The following is a 20,362-nucleotide window of genomic DNA, read 5'->3' as shown; positions in this document are numbered from 1 at the left end:
GGATACGCTCTTCCGGGTAGGTTGGATCGATGGGGACATATGCGCCTCCGGCTTTTAAAATCCCGAAGATGCCCACGATCATATCCACCGACCGCTCGGTCATCAGACCCACCAAACGATCTTTCGTCACGCCTTGACTGCGCAAGGTACGAGCCAGGCGATTGGCGCGTTCATTCAGCTCGCGATAAGTCAGCGTTTCTCCTTCAAAGAACAAGGCTGTCTGCTCCGGTGTCTGCGCCGTTTGCGTCTCGAACAAGCCATGGATCGTTTGCTCGCTTGCATAGGTTGCTGCTGTATTCCCCCAAACCTTAACGATTTGCTCACGCTCCTGCGCGGTTATCATATCCAGTTCATGTACACGGATGTTCGGATTCGCAGTTACCTGCTCCAGCAATTGCACCAGATGACCTCGAATTTGTTCTACACTTTCCCGTTCAAAGGCCAGAGCATTATAGCCAAAGCTCATGTGAATGGTGTTCCCCGGCAGCACCACCAGGTTAAAGTCATAGTTGGTCTGCTCGACGGACTCGGCTCCGGTGATCGTGAAGCTGGACGCCTCACCGCTACCTAATTGCTCGATTTGTTCCTCGACCGGATAGTTCTCAAAAATAAGAATATGGTTGATCAAATCCTGCTTAAGCTCCGACAGTCCCTGAATTTCATACAACGGATACGTATCATAGGCATGGGAAGCAATCGATTGCTCTTGGGTTTGCTTCATCACATCGGAGAATAGACTACCCACTTGACTACGGATACGCACCGGAATGGTATTGATAAACAGACCAATGATGTGCTCCACATTCGGAATGTCTGCCGGACGTCCAGATACCACGCTGCCAAACACGACATCATCGGTACCATTATATTTTTGCAGCAAAAGGCCCCAAACGGTCTGCATCAACGTATTGATCGTCACCTGATAACGCTTGGCTATGCGCTGAATACCAGCTGTGAGATCCGCGCCCAAATCAAAATCTAAACGCTCCGACTGATACCCCGTTTTGCCCTGAATTTTAGCCTGTGGCAAACGAGACTGCTCCTCGTATCCTTCCAGAGCCTTGCTCCAGTAGCTTGATGCGGCCTGACGATCCTGCTGCTCCAGCCATTCGATATATTGACTGTACGGCGTTACAGGGGCCAGTTCCGGTTGTTTATGGGCCAGGATCGCAAAATAGCTCGCAAACACTTCGTTTGTCACCAGCGACAAGCACCAGCCATCCATCACGATATGATGGAAACTCCATACAAAACGGTACGTCTCCTCACCTGTGCGCAACACAGTGACACGCATCAAGGCGTCTTGTGCTAGGTCAAAGCCTCTTTGCTTGTCTTTACGCGTAAATTCGAGCATGTATTCGTTTTGCTGCTCGTCCTTCATATCCCGCAAATCTTCCACATACAGTTCACTGCGCTTATTGCGGTACACAACCTGAAGCGGTTCATCCTGCCAGCCGCTGTAGAAGTTCGTGCGCAGTACCGTATGCCGCTGCATTAAAACATCCAAACTGGCCGCAAATGCAGCGATATTAAAATGTCCTCGCAGATCAAAGGAGGCCTGTTCAAAATATGCTCCCGATTGCGAATCCATCAGATTGTAAAAGAGCATCCCCTTTTGCATCGGCGTCAGTGCGTATACATTTTCCAGCTCACCGATACGTGTTGCCTGTTCCGCGATCTGTTCCAGCTCTCCAGTCGTCAAACCTTTAAAGGACACATCACTTGGAGTCAGCTGAGGCTGCTTTTGAGCGACGCAATGCGTAATCACCTCTTGCAAAGCGGATTGCAGCAGTCCTGCCACACGTTCCAGCGTTTCTTTGCGATACTGCTTGCGGCTGTAAGCAATCGTCAAGCGCAGCGTGCCTTCCGAGATCATCGCGTTTAAATCCAGCGTATATTGCAGCGGTGAATGTGCATCCTCTGTCTCCCCTGCACTATAGGATGACAATGTGATTCCACTGTTTTGTAGATCCTGATCGACCTGACCCAAATAGTTAAAGCTGATTTCCGGTTCTGCTGCAATCGCATGCGCTTCACCTGATCCGGACGCAGGGGACAGGTAGCGCCAAGTGCCATAGGTTAGCCCTTTATGCGGAATCCGGCGCAGGCCTTCCTTCGTTTCTTTAATCCGCTGAGCCAGTGTCATTTCCTTGTCGGTCTCCAGCAGCACTGGATACAAGCTCGTAAACCAGCCTACGGTACGTGTCATATCCAGCTCTGGCAGGATTGCTTCCCGGCCATGGCCCTCCAGATTTACCAGCACCTGTCCTGCACCTGTCCAGTTGTGCACTGCGAGTCCCAGCGCGGTCAGCAGCAAATCATTGACCTCGGTGTTATAGGCGCGATAAGCCTGCTTCAACAGCTGCTGGGTTTCAGCTTCGGTCCACTCTACCGTCAGCACTTCGCTGTCTGCATTCAAGGAGTCCTTGTAGGCAAAATCCTTCGGCAGCGGTGCGGCTTCCGCTTTGGCCTGTTCCACCTGCTTCCAATAAACTTCATCCGAGGCAGCCTCAGGACGGTTGGCGTAAGACGACAACTCCCGTGCCCATGCTTGGAAAGAATCCGTTTTATAGGGCAATCGTACAGGCTCACCCTTGCTCGCCTGCTCGTAGCCTGTCGAGAAATCTTCGAACAGAATCCGCCACGACACTCCGTCCACCACCAAGTGGTGAATAGCTATGAGCAAATGATCGCCCTCGGCTGTGTGGAACACTCCCAGCTTCACCAGCGGTCCTTCGGACAGGTGAATGCTGCTTTGAATTTCATTTACCTTCGCTTCCAGCGCTTCCGCATAGACTACTTGTTCACGGTAGTCTGCGGTTTCCAGCGTATACAACGCGCCTTCATCTACACCGCGTGTCCAAGCCTCGTAACCGGATGAAGTCTGACGGAATACCGTACGCAGCGCATCATGATGCTTCACGATGTGATCCATGACTTGGCGAATCGCCGTCTCATCAAAGCCCTCGGCACGATAGAGCATGACCGCTTGATTAAAATGCTGCGGACGCTCGCGCTCCTGCGCAAAGAACCAATGCTGGATCGGAAGCAACGCGGTTTCCCCGCTTACTTCTCCTTGATCTGCCATACGGCTGACCTCATGCATATGCGGTGCCAGTGTTGCAACCGTTGGATACTGGAACAAATCCTTCATGTCCAGCTTATAGCCGGCCTGGAACGTACGCGATGCGATTTGGATGGCTTTGATGGAATCGCCGCCTAGATCAAAGAAATTGTCCAAAATACCGACTGTCTGCAGCCCCAGTACCGACTGCCAGACCGCTACCAGTGCGCGTTCTTGCGCCGTACGCGGCTCTGCATAATCAGCTCCAGTTTGCAGGCTGCCTTCCGGTGCTGGCAGGGCCTTGCGGTCAATTTTGCCATTTGGACTCAGCGGCATCTGCTCCAGCTGTACAAAGTACGATGGCACCATGTAGCTTGGCAGCTCCCGGCCTAGCTCACTTCTCAGCTCGCTGGCACCGATCTCTTGCCCAGCGACATAGTACGCCACCATTTGTTTTTGGCCCGTTTCAGCCGCACGAGCCATGACGACGGCTTCGCGTACCGATTCCACTTGGAGCAGCTGCGATTCCACCTCGCCCAGCTCAATCCGGTAGCCCCGGATTTTCACCTGATGGTCGATCCGGCCCAGATATTCAATGTTGCCGTCCGGCATCCATCTCGCCAAATCGCCGGTGCGATACATCCGTTCATAGCCTGCTTCACCACCCGAAAACGGATCAGTTACAAATTTCTCGGTCGTCAACTCCGGACGGTTCAGATAACCTCGTGCCACACCGACACCACCGATGCACAGCTCCCCTGCAACCCCGATCGGCTGCAATTGCTCCGTGCCTTCCTTCACGATGTACAGACGAATGTTTTGAATCGGTTTCCCGATGGGAATGACTGTATATTCCCCATCCGGCTCGCAATCAAAGTACGATACGTCCACCGTCGCTTCGGTTGGGCCGTACAGGTTGATCAGCTTCGCTCCCGCAAGGCTCGATACAAGCTGTTGGAACCGGGCCACATGCTGTGGTGGCAATGCTTCACCACTGGCAAAGACATGGCGCAGCGTTGCCAGTTTCGCTTGCATCACTTCCCGTGGCTGCTGCTCCACGTACTCCAGAAACGCATGCAGCATAGCGGGTACAAAGTGCATCGTGGTTACGCCATCGCGGGCAATCGTGTCGACGATCTCTTCCGGGTTCTTTTCCCCGCCCACGGACAACAGGCTTACCTTCGAGCCGACCATCGACCACCAGAACAGCTCCCACACTGACACGTCGAAGGTGAAAGCGGTCTTTTGTAGGATCGTATCTTCCGCACTCAAGCCGTAACGATCATGCATCCACAAAATCCGGTTCAGCACGGAATGGTGCTCCACCATCACACCCTTCGGTTTTCCGGTGGAGCCAGAGGTATAGATGACGTACGCAACATGGTGCGGCCCCGCCAGAGGCTCCAGATTCGAGCCATCTTCGTGATAGATGTTCTCGCGGTCCAGTACCAGCACCTGGCCGTTGAAACTCAGCGATGCTTGCTCCGCCAGATGCGCTTGCGTCAGCACCAGCTTCGCGCCCGAGTCCTCCAGCATAAAGCGGATGCGGTCGGCCGGATATTCCGGATCGATTGGCACATAGGCTCCGCCTGCCTTGAGGATCGCGTAGATGCCTACGATCATCTCCAGCGAACGGCGGACCAGAATACCGACTGGTTGATCCGGTTCAACACCTTCCGCACGCAGCGTCCGAGCCAAACGGTTCGCTCGCTCATTCAACTCCGCGTAGGTCAACGATTCCGATCCGCACAACACTGCCACCTGATCCGGCGTGTTCGTGGCCTGCTGCTCGAACAGTGCACTTAGCGTCTGATCCTGTGGATAGGCTACCGCCGTATCCCCCCAAACCTGAACGATCTGTGCCTGTTCTTCTGGTGTTACCAATTCCAGCTCATTCACACGGATATTCGGATTGTCCACAATTTGCCTGATGACATGGTCGATATGGCCCTGGATACGCTCCATAGTAGACCGGTTATACACCAGAGCATTGTATTCAAGCAGGATAGAGATATCCTCGTCAGGCACGACAATCAGGTTAAAATCGTAGTTGGTTTGCTCGGCAAGTGCCACATTGGCAATCGAGAAGCCTGTTTGTGCCTTTGTCTCGCCGGAACCGCCCATCTGCTTCATCTGCTGCCCAATCGGGTAGTTTTCAAAGACCATGATGTGATGAATCAGGTCTTGTTTTTGTTCAGTCCGTGCCTGAATATCGTAGAGCGGAAACGTATCATAGACACTGGAGGCCAAAGCCTGTTCCTGTGTGCGCTGCAATACTTCAGCAAATGTAGCATTCCGTTCACTTTGAATCCGAACCGGTATGGTATTGATAAACAATCCAATCATGTTCTCCACACCTGGAATGTCTGCCGGACGACCGGATACCACACCACCAAACACAACATCCTGATTATTATTGTATTGCTGTAAAATAACGCCCCACACACTTTGCAGCAAGGTGTTAATCGTGACATGTTGTTGCTTGGCTATTTGCTTTAATGCGGCACTCCGTTCTTTACCCAACATAAATGGCAGCTTTTCCGAAACATAGCCAGAATTTGAACTTCCACCACTTCCGTCTGGTTCTTCATCCCGTGCGGCTACAGAAGCTTGCGCATTCTCACCAGGCAACAAGGTTTGCTGCTCAAAGCCTGCCAAATAGTCACTCCAATAACGGGTCGCTTCCTGTGCATCCTGATCTTGCAACCATTCGATATAGTCACTATACGGCTTGACAGGTGCGAGCTCTGGCTGCTTGTTCTCCAGCAAGGCAGCATAGGCACCAAACACTTCGTCTGTCATCAGCGACAGGCACCAGCCGTCCATCACAATATGATGGAAGCTCCATACAAAACGGTATGAGCTTTCACCCGTGCGGAAGACGGATACGCGCATAAGCGCATCCTTGCTTAAATCAAAGCCTCGAGCTTTGTCCTGGGCCACAAATTCAGCTACAGCCTGTTCACGCCCTCTAACGTCCTCATAAAAGAAGCTCGGACTTTTATGGCGATAGACGATTTGCAAGGGTTGACCATGCCAGCCGCTGTAGAAATTCGTCCGTAATATAGCATGTCGACTAACCAGCAGCTTCAGACTTTCCTCGAATGTGGACGGTGCAAAATGGCCCTCCAGATCAAAGGTCGCCTGTTCAAAATACACGCCTGTTTCAGCATTCATTAGACTGTGGAACAGCATGCCCTTTTGCATGGGCGTTAGCGGGTACACATTTTCCAATTCCCCAACCGTCTTGGTCTGCTCCTTAATCGTATCTAATTGCTCCAGGGTCAGACCTTTGAACAGTACATCACTTGGAGTTAATTCGATCCGATCTCGTGTAACACAATGCTCGATAACTTCAAGCAGATTGGATTTCAACAGGTTGGCTAACATTTGGACCGTATCTTTACGGAAGGCTTTGCCGTTATACCGAATGTCCAGTTCCAGGATGCCGTTCGTTACGATTCCGCTCACATTGAGCGCAAATTTCATCTTCGTCCGGTCACTAACGACCGATCCCATCGAGTAAGGAGACATACGAATATCGCTGTTTTGCAAGTCCTGATCCAGCTGTCCGAGATAGTTAAAGCTCACTTGTGGCTCGGCAAAAGCTTGATGTTGACCAAGATGCAGTGCATCTGCTTGCTGAGCCATGGCTTGGCCGGATTCACTCAAATATCTCCAGATTCCGTAGCCCATTCCTTGATTCGGAATATGACGCAGACTTTCTTTTACCTGTTTGATGCATCCCGACAAAGCGTGATCACGACCGATGTCTAGCCATACCGGATATGGTCTCGTAAACCAGCCTACCGTACGAGAAATGTCCGTATCCGGCAAAATGTTCTCACGTCCGTGTCCCTCTAAATGAATCAGACTGCGTTCATGACCCGTCCACGTATACAGCATCATGCCCAAAGCCGTCAGCAACAGATCGTTCATTTCCGTGTTATACGCACGGTGTGCTTGCTTCAATAATCTTTCTGTCTCTTCTTCCGTAAGCTGGAAGGCCACTGTATCCGTGTCAGCTAAGGTAAATGTTTCGGCCTGCGCTTGATCCTCAGGCAAACGTACTTGGTCAGCCAAAGCAGCTGCGTTCCATTGTTCCCAGTAGGCGTGTTCACTGTCCATGGCTGCGCTATTCGCATACTCGGAAAGTTTTTGTGACCAGGAACGGAATGAATCCGTTTTGTCCGGCAGCTGAAGCACTTTCTGATGAACGGCCTGTTCATAGGCAGTAGCCAAATCCTCAAACAAAATACGCCAGGATACCCCGTCCACGACCAAATGGTGAATCGCCATCAGGAGATGATCGCCATCTACACAGTGGAACAAACCTGCTTTAAACAGCGGCCCTTCATGCAGTTGGATACTCCTTTGAATTTCACTGGCTTTCGCCTCAATGGCTGCGCTGAGCGTGGCTTTATCCGTCAAGTTCGTAAAGTCCACCACATCCAGATGATACAGCTCACCTTCCTGTATTCCGCGACTCCATGCTTTATAGCCTTGTTCTGTCTTGCTGAACACCATCCGCAAAGCATCATGATGCTTTGTCAGCTTGCCAAGCGCCTGACGCAGAGCCGACTCGTCAAACCCCTGCTCCCGGTGCAGCATAACCGCCTGATTAAAATGATACGCATCCACTTGCTCCTGCGCAAAGAACTCGTGCTGGATCGGAAGCAACGCCGTTTCTCCGCTTACTTCTCCCTGATCTGCCATACGACTGACCTCATGCATATGCGATGCCAGGGTTGCGACGATGGGATAGCGGAACAAATCCTTCATGTCCAGCTTGTAGCCGGCCTGGAATGCACGCGATACGATTTGAATCGCCTTGATCGAATCGCCACCCAGATCAAAGAAATTGTCCAACATACCGACGGTTGGCACACCCAGGACGGACTGCCAGACCGCTACAAGCGCTCGTTCCGGTGCAGTGCGTGGCGCTACATAATCCGCACCGCTGTGCAGATTGCCTTCCGGTGCTGGCAGGGACTTGCGGTCGATTTTACCGTTCGGTGTCAGCGGCATCTGCTCCAACCAGATGAAATACGACGGCATCATATAGCTTGGCAGTTCTTGTCCCAGCTCATGTCTCAGCTCACCGGCTCCCAGTTCTTGACTCGCCACATAGTACGCCACGAGCTGTGTTTGACCCGTTTCGTCCGTGCGTGCCATGATGACCGCTTCTTGTACCGACTCCACCTGCAACAGCTGCGATTCGATCTCGCCCAGTTCGATTCGGTAGCCCCGAATTTTCACCTGATGGTCCATCCGCCCCAAATATTCAATGTTGCCGTCCGGCGTCCATCTCGCCAAATCGCCTGTATGGTACATCCGCTCATGGCCTGCCTTACCCCCAGCAAACGGATTAATCACAAATTTCTCGGCCGTCAGTTCTTCACGTTTCCAATACCCACGGGCCAATCCTTCCCCGGCAATACATAACTCGCCCGGCACACCGACGGGCTGCAATTCTCCACTCGCATTCATGATATAGATTTGGGTATTCGCAATAGGACGTCCAATATTAATATGCTGAGCATGGGTCAGTTCCTGCACGGCCGACCACACCGTCGTTTCTGTAGGTCCGTACATGTTATAAATACGGGGACCGTCTATCTCTTGCAGTGCTGCGAGCAGCTTGGACGGAAGAGCTTCGCCCCCAACCATAATTGCCTTCACGCTTTGCAGCACGCGCGAGCCTGCTTCATGACTCAACAGCATTTGTAACCGGGATGGGGTCATTTGCAACATCTCAATCGAATGTTGAGTAATCAACTCACCCAGCGCCTGAGGATTCACCTGATGCTGGCTGTCGCCAAGCACAACCGTCATTCCACCCAACAGGGGGAGAATGGTTTCCAATACGAAAATATCGAATGAAATGGTCGTCAGTGACAACATGGTTTGGCTCGCTTCAAAATCAATGACTTCGCGCATCCCAGTAATAAAGTTGAGGACCGAGCGATGCTGGAGCATAACTCCTTTCGGATTTCCAGTCGAACCCGACGTATAGATGACATAAGCCAAATGCTCTGGGCGGGCAATCGTCTCCAGGTTGCTACTTTCTCCCTGATACAATGCGGCATCCTCAAGAAACAGGGTATTGGCATGGCAATGGTGTTCTTCTGCCAGTTCACGACGGGTCAGAAGCACTGCGGCCTCGCTGTCTTCCAGCATGTATGCAATACGAGAGGATGGAAATTCGGGATCAATCGGCACATAAGCACCGCCTGCTTTTAGCACAGCCAGCAGACCTACGATCATTTCCACGGAACGCTGCACCATCAGACCGACCAGTTTGTCAGGTCCTACTCCCTGGGCTTGAAGCATTCGAGCCAATGAATTGGCACGTTCATTCAGCTCCCGATATGTCAGACGCTGATGTCCAAACACCAATGCTACCTGATCCGGCGTACACTCCACCTGATCCTCGAACAGCTGATGAATCGTCTGATGGGACGGAAATGCACAAGCGGTGTCATTAAAGGCCGCTGTAATCTGTTGTTTTTCTGCTGCTGTGAGTAGTTCCAGCTCTTCCACCCGAACATGCGGGTTGAGCGAAATTTGCTCCAGCAAACGTGCAAAATGTCCATACAAGCGCTCAATACCTGCTTGATCAAAGCTGAGCGTGTTATACATAAAACGAATCTTGATACCTTCTCCTGGCATCACGACGACGTTTAGATCGTAGTTCGTTTGCTCTGTAGCCACCACATTCGAAATTGTAAATGGTTCCTGTCCTTCACTGCCCAGCTGCTCTACCTGCTGCTCCACCGGATAATTTTCAAATATCATAATATGATTGATCAAATCCTGCTTCTGCTCGGTCAGTGCTTGAATTTCATACAGCGGGAACGCATCATAACCATTGGAAGCCAGCGCCTGCCGCTGTGTTCGTCTCATCAGCTCGACAAAACTTTCACCTGGTTCAGACTGCACACGCACTGGAATTGTATTAATAAATAGCCCGATCATGTGCTCCACACCTGGAATATCCCCTGGACGACCGGACACAACGCTGCCAAACACGATATCCGTACTGTTGTTATATTTTTGCAACAGAACGCCCCATACGGTCTGAATCAGCGTATTGATCGTGACCTGATTTTGCTTCGCTACCCGTTCGATCTGAGCAACCAGCTCTGGCTGGAAGTCACATTCCAGATCTTCAGCGACATATAGCCCGGCTTGCATCGATTTAGGCTGTGTTTTTTGCTGAGGAAGTGTAATTTGCTGCTCATAGTCCGCCAGATACCCACGCCAATATTGCAAAGCTGCCTCACGATCCTGACGTTCCAGCCATTCGATAAATCGACTGAACGGCGTGACAGGCTCCAGCGCTGGCTCATGACCGGCGCGCAGTGTCAGATAGCTGCCAAATACCTCCTGTGTCATAAAGGACAAGCACCAGCCATCCATCAAAATGTGATGGAAGCTCCAAACAAAGTGATACGTTTCATCCCCAGTTTGCAAAATGGAGACACGAATGAGTGCATCCTCTGCGAGATTGAATCCTTTCGCTTTGTCCTCGATGGCAAAAGCTTCAACACGAGCTTCTCGTTCCTCTTTTTCTAGTCCGCGCAAGTCTTCATAATATAATTCTCCGCTACGGTTGCGGAAGACGACCTGTACAGGCTCATCCTTCCATGAACTGATAAAGTTCGTCCGTAATGCCTCATGACGCTGTACGAGCAGGTCAAAGCTTTTACCGAAAGCAACCACATCAAAACGCCCGTTCAATTCAAAGGTGGCCTGTTCAAAATAAGCTGCCGAATTTTCATCCATCAGACTGAAGAAGAGCATGCCCTTTTGCATCGGTGTCAAAGCATACACATTTTCCAGCTCACCCATATCTTGCGTATCCTTCACCAATTGCTCCAGCTCATCCAGCGTTACATGGTTTAACAGGACATCACTTGGGGTCAACACCGTTCTTTCTTGGGCGACACAATGATGAATCACCTCACGCAAGCCGGATGCCAGCAGCTCTCCAAGTCGTGCAATCGTCTCATGACGGAATTGCGTTGTACCGTAGCGAATCGTGAAAATCAGTTCTCCATCCTCGATGACTCCATTGATATCCAGTGCAAAATCCATAGCCGCATTCGTGCTGACAGGCACACCGATGGAATAGGAGGAAGGCTCCAGATCATTGCCTTTATAATCCTGATCGAATTGGCCCAAATAGTTAAAACTGATCTCAGGCTGAGCCTTTAACTGCACGCCTGCTTTCTCCAGAACATTCGTATCCGACAGGTATCGTAAAATACCATAGCCGATGCCTTTCTGCGGAATATGACGCAGCCCTTCCTTGACCCGTTTGACCAGACGAGCCGTATTCCTCCCTTGTCCCAGACTTCCATCCAGTACAACCGGGAACTGGCTCGTAAACCAACCGACTGTCCGCGTAATATCCACATCCGGTACAATAGCTTCCCGTCCATGGCCCTCCAGGTTGACCAGCACCCGTTCAGAACCAGACCAGTCATATACGGCTTTTCCGAGCGCAGCCAGCAGCAGGTCATTCATTTCCGTGTTGTATGCGCGATGAGCTTGTTTGAGCAACTGCTCGGTTTCCTGCTTCGTCCAGCGGACCGTCACAACCTCACTGTCTCCGAGCAGGGCTTTATCATTCGCAAAATCCTTCGGCAAAGGCTTCGCAAGACTGGCTTCTGCTTGTTCGATATGCTGCCAGTAGGCTAGCTCACGCTCCATCGTCGCCCGATTCGCATAGGCTGACAGTTGTTTGGCCCATACCTGGAACGAATCTGTTTTATGCGGCAGTCGAATAGCTGTGCCTGTTTTACCTGCAACAGCCTGCTCATAACCGGATGCCAAATCCTCCAGTAAAATACGCCACGATACACCGTCCACAACCAAATGATGAATGACCATTAATAAATGGTCGCCCTCAGCGCAATGGAACAAACCGAGCTTCACAAGTGGACCCTCGCTCAGATGAATGCCTGCTTGAATTTCACTCGCCTTAGCTTCTGCAGCGGCAGATTCGTCTTCAACGCCGCTAAAATCTACAATGTCCAGCGTGTATAGCTCGCCTTCCTCTACACTGCGGTTCCAAGCGGCATAGCCTTGCTCCGTCTCACGGAATACCGTGCGCAATGCGTCATGATGCTGGACAATACGGTCCATCGTACGGCGTAGCGCGTCGACGTCAAAGCGCCCAGCTCGGTACAGCATCATCGCCTGATTGCTGTGGTGCAGGTCAGCCGGCTGCTGCTCGAAGAACCATCGCTGAATGGGTGTCAGTTCCACCTGGCCTACGACCTCTTCCTGACTGGCCATCTTGCCATCTGTACGAAGCAAAGGACTGAGTGCCGCTACTGTCGGATTGCTGAACAGGTCTTTCATGTTCATTCGGTAGCCTGCTTGCAGCAAGCGGGACGATACTTGCAGTGCTTTGATCGAATCGCCGCCCAGTTCAAAGAAGTTATCCTGCGTGCCTACCGTTTCGACACCAAGTACCCCGGCCCATACCGAAGTTAATACCTGTTCTACGATAGTACGAGGGGCCACATAGGCTGTACCCGCATGGATGCTGCCTTCCGGTTCCGGCAAAGCCTTACGGTCGATTTTGCCGTTGCTGGTCAGTGGGATCGTCTCCAGACGCATCAACCGTGCTGGCACCATGTGCGCGGGTAGCCCTGCTTCCAGCTCGGCCTGTACCTCTTCGATCCGCAGTTCGGCTTCTCCCGTGATGTACCCGCACAAGTACTTGTGTCCACGCTCGTCCGTCCGATCGATGACTACCGCTTGACGCACACCCGGTACCCGCTGGATCGCCGTTTCAATCTCGCCCAGCTCGATCCGGTAGCCCCGAATTTTCACTTGATAATCCATCCGGCCGATAAAGTCCACATTGCCGTCTGGCATCCACCGCGCCAGGTCACCTGTGCGGTACAATCGTTCACCGGCTACATACGGATTCGCTACGAACTTCTCGGCCGTCAGGTCTGCACGGTTCAGGTAGCCTCGTGCCACGCCAGCACCGCCAATGCACAGCTCACCCAGCACACCGATCGGCACCGGATTCAGCTGGCTGTCCACGATGTAGAAGCGTGCGTTCAGCCATGCCTGACCAATCGGCACACTGCCGCTACTTGGCAGCTTTGACAGTTCTTCGTCGTAGAAGCTGGAGTCAATCGCCGCTTCCGTGACGCCATAGCTGTTCATAATGCGGATATCCGCACCAAACCGTTCTTGCAGCACCCGATAATCCGTCACGCTGCAGCTATCCGAGCTGGTGATCAGCAATTCCAGACTGCTCATGTCAAGGCCCTGTTCATGCACATGCTGCATAAACGGTACGATTAAAGCCGGTGTGGATTCGAACACCGTAATCTGATAATCGTGAATCCAGCCATACAGACGGCTTGGATCAATCCGGTCGTCTTTCGGGCAGATGACCATCGTGCCACCGTTATAGAGCGCCCGTGCGATATCGCCGACGAACACGTCGAAGGAGAAACTTGCCAGTTGTAACAGGCGTACTGGGAACTGGTTCAGACGGTAATCCCGGCGGTATGCCGCAGCTGTGTTTACCAAACTGTGATGCTCGATCATGACACCCTTCGGACGTCCCGTTGTACCGGACGTGTAGATCACATATGCCAGATCCTGCGGCTCGTTGATATGTTCCACATCCGTGGCATCTCCGGTGTACAACGACTCATCGTCCAGCGCCAATACAGTACGCAGACGCAGCCCTGTTGCCGGTTCGGATGCTTCTTCGTTGTCAGAACTCGAATCTAATTTAAAACTTACGCCTTCACTCAGGCTGCCTCTTTCCATCGTTTCAGCGCCAGCCGCTATTTCCAACTCGCCCTCAGACTGCCCACCGGCCAAGACCTGTCGGCTCTCCTCCAGCCATGCTTGCGCGCGCTCCTGCAAACCTGTTTGCGTAAGCAGCACCGTAGCGCCGCTGTCCTCGAGCATAAAGCGGATACGTTCGGATGGATAATCTGCATCCAGTGGCACGTATGCACCGCCGGCCTTCCATACCGCCAGTACGCCGACCATCATGTCCACCGATCGCTCGCTCAAAATACCAACAATGGATTCACGCCCAATGCCTTCATTCCGCAATCGGCGGGCAAGCTGGTTCGCACGCTCGTTCAGCTCGCGGTACGTAAGCTGCCGCTCCTCGTATACCACTGCCACATGATCCGGCACAAGCTGCGCTTGTTCTTCCACATAGACGTGGAACAACCCTTCTGATTGCTTTTCATCACTCCATGCAGCTACGCCCACGGATCCAAAACCATCGATGATTTTTGCTTTTTCCGCAGCAGTCACCAGCTCAAGTTCATCTACCAGCGCATCTGGTCGGTTAATCGCTTCTTCAATCATATGCAGCAAATGCTCGCGGATTTGCTCTACAGCCGTGCGTTCCAATACTTGCGCGTTGTACTCCAAATGGACATGAATTTCATCGCCCGGCACAACCGTAATGTTGAAATCATAGTTCGTTTGCTCCGACACGGAAGCATTTGCAATCGTAAAGCCATTCGTGCCACGACTGCCCATTTGCTCCATGCGCTGTTCCACCGGGTAGTTTTCAAACACCATAATATGGTTCACCAGGTCCTGTTTCTGCTCTGTTAGGGCCTGAATTTCATACAACGGATAGGTTTCATAGGCACGGGAAGCCAGTGCCTGCTCCTGTATCTGCTTCATTAACGCAGCAAACGTCATATCTTTCTCACTGTGAACTCGTACAGGAACCGTATTAATGAACAAACCAATCATTTTATCGATGCCCGGAATATCCGCTGATCTGCCGGATACGACACTGCCAAATACAACATCCCGACTGTTGTTATACCGTTGCAGCACAACGCCCCACGCTGCTTGCAGAAGGGTATTGACCGTTACTTGCTTCTGCTTAACCAGCTTGTTCATCCGTTCCGTCACTTCGTGGCCCAGTGTAAACGAAAGCTTGTCCGCTTCATATTCTTTAGCGTGACTGTCCAGCTGTTTTACCTGCGGTAATACGGTCTGCTGCTCAAAGCCAGCAAAATAATCACGCCAGAACCGTTCAGCCTCCACGTTGTCCTGCCGATCCAGCCATTCAATATATTCGCTGTAAGGCGTTACTGAGGCTAACTCCGGTTTGCGGTCTTCGAGGATGGCAAAATACGTGTTGAAGGCTTCCCCGACAACCAGGAACAAGCACCAACCGTCCATCAAAATATGATGGAAGCTCCACACAAAATGGTACGACTCCTCGCCTGTACGCAAAACAGACACCCGCATCAGCTCGCCTGAGCTGAAATGAAAGCTTTCGGCTTTGTCGCGCTCAGCAAAATCAGCAATGTATGCGTCCTGCTCACCTTGTTCCATCGAACGTACATCTTCAAAACGGAACCCGGCGTGCTTGTGACGGTACACCACCTGTAAAGGCTGCTCATTCCATCCGCTATAAAAATTCGTTCTGAATATTTGATGGCGATCTACTAGTTGATTTAAGCTTTCGGCAAAAGCCTCCACTTGAAAGCTGCCTTGCAGATCAAATGTCGCCTGCTCAAAGTACGCCCCGGATTTCGGCTCCATTAGGCCGTGGAACAGGATGCCTTTTTGCATGGGTGTGAGCGAATAAATGTTTTCCAGTTCTCCCGCAGCAGCCGTCTGCTCTACAATATGATCCAGCTCTCCAGCCGTCAGTCCTTGGAAGGACAAGTCGCTTGGCGTCAGCTCCGGCAACTCTTTGCCCACACAGTGAGCCAATACCTCACGCAAGCTCTCTTGAAGCAGATCAGCCAGCTTTTTGATTGATTTTTTCATAAACATTTTGTTGCTGTAGCTGATTGTCAGCTCCAGTGCACCGTCCGTGATCATGCCGTTGATATCCAGAGCATACCGCTTGGTCAACGTGTCACTCATGGAAGCTCCGATGGAATAAGGAGACATGCGGAAGGCATTATTCTTTAAATCCTGATCGAATTGTCCGAGATAGTTAAAGCTGATTTCTGGCTCGGCAACAAAAGCTGCTTCTCCTTCACCGCTAGCAAGATATCTCAAAATCCCATATCCAATCCCTTTATGCGGCAAACGGCGCAGCCCTTCTTTGACGTTCTTGACACGCCGTCCTACATTCCGATCCTCGCCCATATTGAGTACAACCGGGAATTGACTGGTAAACCAACCGACCGTGCGCGTAATATCCATATCCGGCAAAATGGCTTCCCGTCCATGACCCTCCAGATTTACAAGCACCTGACGGATGCCCGCCCACTCCTGAATTGCAGTGCCCAGAGCTGTCAGCAGCAGATCATTTGCTTCCGTATTGTAGGCCCGATGAGCTTGTTTCAAGAATTGTTCTGTTTCTTCTACCGTCCACGCTACGGTCAGCGTCCGATCATCGCGAAGCTGTGGCTTGGCCTGAGATTTACGATTGTAATCCTTAGGCAAGGATGCCTGGCTTTTCCCTGCTTCCTCAATTTGCTCCCAATACGCACGCTCCTTCTCCAATGCTGTGCTGTTCGCATAAGCTGACAGCTGATTAGCCCAAAGGCGGAAGGAATCCGTTTTATTCGGCAAACGGACAGACTCGCCCCGTAAAGCCTGTTCATAGCCGGTTGCCAAATCCTCCAACAAAATACGCCAAGACACACCGTCAACCACCAAATGATGGATTGCTACCAACAAATGGTCTCCATCGTTGCAACGGAACAGACCCAGCTTTACCAGCGGTCCTTCATCTAGAAGGATGCTGCTTTGGATTTCGTTGGCGTTGTTCTCCAGCAAATGAGCAAAGTCAGACTCCCTTGTGTAATCCACCACTTCGAGGCTATACAGCTCTCCTTCTTGCACGCCTCGGTTCCATGCTTCATACCCACCGTCTGCATTCTGGCGGAATACGATGCGCAAAGCGTCATGATGCTCGACAATGCTTTGCAGTGCCTGACGAAGCGCCGTTTCGTCCAGTCGATCCTCACGATACAGCATCAGAGCCTGGTTATAGTGCTCAGGATTGGATGGCTGCTGTTCAATGAACCAGTGTTGAATCGGTGTCAATGCCACGGTTCCACTAACTTCTCCTTGATCGGAAACGCGGGTCACCCGCTGCACCCGTCCATTCAGCTCAGCAATCGTCGGATACTGGAACAACTCCCTCATTTCCAGCTTGTAACCATTTTGCAGCAGTCTTGAAGACACTTGGATGGCCTTGATCGAGTCGCCGCCCAAATGGAAAAAGTTATCCAGAACACCAATCTGTTCGATTCCCAGTACAGATTGCCATACCGATACCAATGTCCGCTCTACCTCATTACGGGCTGCTACATAATCCTCGCCGGAATCCACGCTTCCCTCCGGTTGCGGCAACGCCCGACGATCCACTTTGCCATTTGGTGTTAACGGCAATTGATCCATCTGCACAAAATACGACGGCACCATATAACCCGGCAATTCTTGGCTCAAGGTGCTTCGCAACTCACTAGCCGCGATATCCACAAGGGTGACTACATATGCGCAGAGTTGTTTCTGTCCCTGCTCATCCTCACGTGCAATGACGACAGCTTCTTGTACCGCATCTAGCTTCAAGAGCTGCGCTTCCACCTCGCCCAGCTCAATCCGGTAGCCCCGGATTTTCACCTGTGCGTCGATCCGTCCTTTGTATTCCAGCGTTCCATCCTCATTCCAGCGAACCAAATCGCCTGTACGGTAGCAGCGCTCTCCGCTACGGAACGGACTATCTACGAACTTTTCAGCCGTTAAATCAGGACGGTTCCGGTAGCCACGTGCCACCCCATCACCGCCGACGATCAGCTCACCCCATGCTCCAACAGGCTGAAGCTGCATGGAACGGTCTACGACATACGCTGTGGAGTTGTGGATCGGACGCCCAATCGGCACCGATTCCAATTGCACGCTGGCAATCGTATGAGTTGTAGAAAAAGTTGTATTTTCCGTCGGACCATAACCGTTAATAATCCGCAGGGACGGATGAGCCTCCAGTACCCGGTTAATATGCGGTACGGACAGCACATCACCACCGACCAGCAGTTCTTCTACCCCCTCGAACAGCTCCAAGTCCTGCTGAGATAGCTGGTTAAAGAGCGGCGCAGTCAGCCACATTGTCGTGATACCATGGTTGCGCACGGCTTCCTTGAGCTTGGGAGCGTCCAAAATAACATCCTGACTCACCAGCACGAGCTGTCCACCATTCAATAGCGCACCCCAAATTTCGAAGGTGGACGCGTCAAAGACAACGGCGCCAGTTTGCAAAATGCGCGTGTCAGCACCCAGTTGCGCATAGTTTGTATGCTTTACCAAACGCACGACATTGCGATGTTCTACCATAACTCCTTTGGGCTGTCCCGTCGTGCCCGAAGTGTACATCAAATAAGCTAGTCGGTTTCCAAATTTACGTTCTTGTGTCCCAGCAGTGCTGTCTACGACAGACGAGGACGATTCCTTTAAAATCTCATTTTTCGGATTTGTATAATCGGCATAATCCACATGATAAGCCTCGTTTTGCTCCCCATGTACGGTATTCAAGCCTTGGTCATCCTCTGCCGCGTACACCTTAGTATCGCTTAGATCCAGCACGATTCCGGTGTATTCCTCCGGTTGCTGTTCTGCACGCTGCACCAGCAACAACTTCGCTCCCGAATCTTCCAACAGGTAACGTACACGTTCAGCGGGATAATCAGGGTCAATGGGTACATATGCACCGCCCGCTTTGAGAATCGCCAACATGCCGACGATCATATCCGTGGAACGCTCAGCAACGATACCTACAGTTTGCTCGGCGGTAACACCGTGTCCGCGCAACGTGTGAGCCAGTTGATTTGCTTTTACATTCAGTTCGCCATAAGTTAAACGGGCATTTCCAAACACAACTGCTGTCTGATTCGGTGTATGTTCAGCCTGTTCCTCAAACAACTCATGAATGCCTGCTTCGTGTGGATATTCCACCGCTGTAGCATTGAATACGTCGACGATTTGCGCCCGTTCTTCCTCACTGATCAGCGACAATTCCTGTATCCGCTTGTGTGGGCCCTGCACCATATGCTCCGCCACACTCAAAAATTGCCGAATAATTCGAGCAATTTCCTGTTCACTAAACAGCTCGGTACGATAATCCAGATACAGCACGAGTCTATCATCATCCAGCATTTCAACCATGTGAATATCGAAGTCGTTCACCGTATCTCCGCAGAAATCGTTATCCACCTGCTGAATCGCTTCATCAAACCGGGAGAAACTCAAGGTGCGGTACTGAATGGAAGCACCAAACAGACGCTGAATGTCCAGGCTGCTTTGCTGTTCACGCAAATCCTGAATAATTTTGTTGTACGGGTAACGCTGATGCCGCAAAATGGACGCCTGCTCCTTCCCTACACCTTGCAGAAAGGTCAGCAGTTCGGATTCTGGTTCGACCAACAGACGCGTAGCCACGGTGCTGACGAACATACCGATGGTATCCTTTTCCTTCTTAGACGTACGGTTGGCATAGAGTGTCCCCACGGTTAAGTCCTGCTCCCCCGTCACTTTATGCAAATAAATATACAGAGCCGCCAGGAAGAACGTGAAAATACTAATTTTATGCTCTTCGCAAAAAGCCGTAACACCACGATACAACTCATGTTCCAGTATAAAGCTCTCCCGGCGTGCAGCTGTACTCAGTGTCAGCGGGTTATATGATTTCAAACCTGTAGTCTCAGGCAAATCGGCAAACTTTTTCGTCCAGTACGTTTTGTCCTTTTGATAACGGTCTGATTGCTCATAACTTTGCTCTACCTGGATAAAATCCAGATAGGGATTGCCTTTGGTCGGCGCATCTTGGCCTGTACCATGCACAATATCCATATAATGTCCTGTGATTTCATTAATGGCCTGATTCATGGACACGCCGTCTGAAATAATATGATGCATTTTAAAATTAAACCAGGTTTCTTCTGTTCCGAGCTGCAAGATAACAAATCGGTACAGCTGCGAATCCAACAATGAGAACGGCTGTGGATTATGATGCTTTAACCATACATTCGCTTCTTCCGGGGTAACTTGGATCGTTTCTATACTTTCTGCCGTAAATGGCTCTACATATTGATATGGAATCCCATCCTGAGCAGTAATTTTGATACGAAAAGAATCATTTTGGGCAATTACCCGATTCATTGCTTGCTGCAAGGCATCTATGCGAACAGTTCCCCTGATCTTTACAGTAGCAATAATTGTTGAAGTGTTCCGATGAGGATACAAAAGCTCCGTATACCAAATACGTTGCTGTGGCTGGCTTAAGGAAAACAATTGAACATCTTGCTGTGTCAT

At 51.3% G+C, this 20,362-nt stretch carries 1 protein-coding gene (only partly in view); it reads right to left on the bottom strand.

Translation table 11 applies throughout. The features are described 5' to 3' along the window. On the bottom strand, positions 1-20,362 hold the 5' portion of the coding sequence (locus MHH57_RS11180; RefSeq protein WP_342435092.1) for a non-ribosomal peptide synthase/polyketide synthase. It extends 21,893 nt beyond the left edge of the window; 20,362 of the gene's 42,255 nt are visible here — the first part of the coding sequence; the start codon lies at positions 20,360-20,362; its stop codon lies beyond the left edge, outside the window.

The organism is Paenibacillus sp. FSL H7-0442 (assembly GCF_038593105.1).
In the GTDB taxonomy this organism is placed as follows: Bacteria; Bacillota; Bacilli; order Paenibacillales; family Paenibacillaceae; genus Paenibacillus; species Paenibacillus polymyxa_D.
This window is presented reverse-complemented; position numbering and strand designations above follow the sequence as displayed.